The sequence below is a fragment of the Achromobacter sp. Marseille-Q0513 genome, assembly GCF_018195695.1.
Classification (GTDB): Bacteria; Pseudomonadota; Gammaproteobacteria; order Burkholderiales; family Burkholderiaceae_B; genus Achromobacter.
Map to the genome: position 1 here is coordinate 1 of NZ_JAGTJY010000547.1, position 433 is coordinate 433.

Here is a 433-nt window from a genome sequence, read left to right on the forward strand (position 1 = left end):
GTCGGCTTGTATCGCGGCAATTGTAGTCGTGGCCACAAGGTTGTCATGATTGCCAATCTTCAACAATTCGAGCTTCTTTTCGAAAGCGCAATGGAAGCGTTTGTTGATTCATATTTTCGAGAATCGGTTAGTTCGTTTGCTGCATCTTTAGAACGCTATTATGAGTTTGCAATACAAACCTTGCTGTTGGCGCAAGGGAGGAGTGTTGAGATGGTCGACTCGATGTGGAAGATGGTGTCAAATCAATCAGAGCGCCAGTTAGGAATGTATGTTGGTTTGTATACGTCCGCATTCGGTCGAGTTCCTAAAGTTCTAACAAGCGGCGAGGCATCATTTCGAAACAATGTTATACATAAGGGTTATTTTCCCACGCCTCAAGAGGCTTTTTCATTTGCAAGCTCTATATATGAAATTCTAAATTCAAGTATTAGTG

The 433-nt window shown here is 42.3% G+C and carries 1 protein-coding gene; it reads left to right on the forward strand.

The window, feature by feature from the left end; translation table 11 throughout:
• Positions 1–45: 45 nt before the first annotated feature.
• Positions 46–433 (forward strand): hypothetical protein (locus KDH83_RS31700; RefSeq protein ID WP_212323144.1); only part of this gene is annotated, 388 nt, incomplete at its 3' end.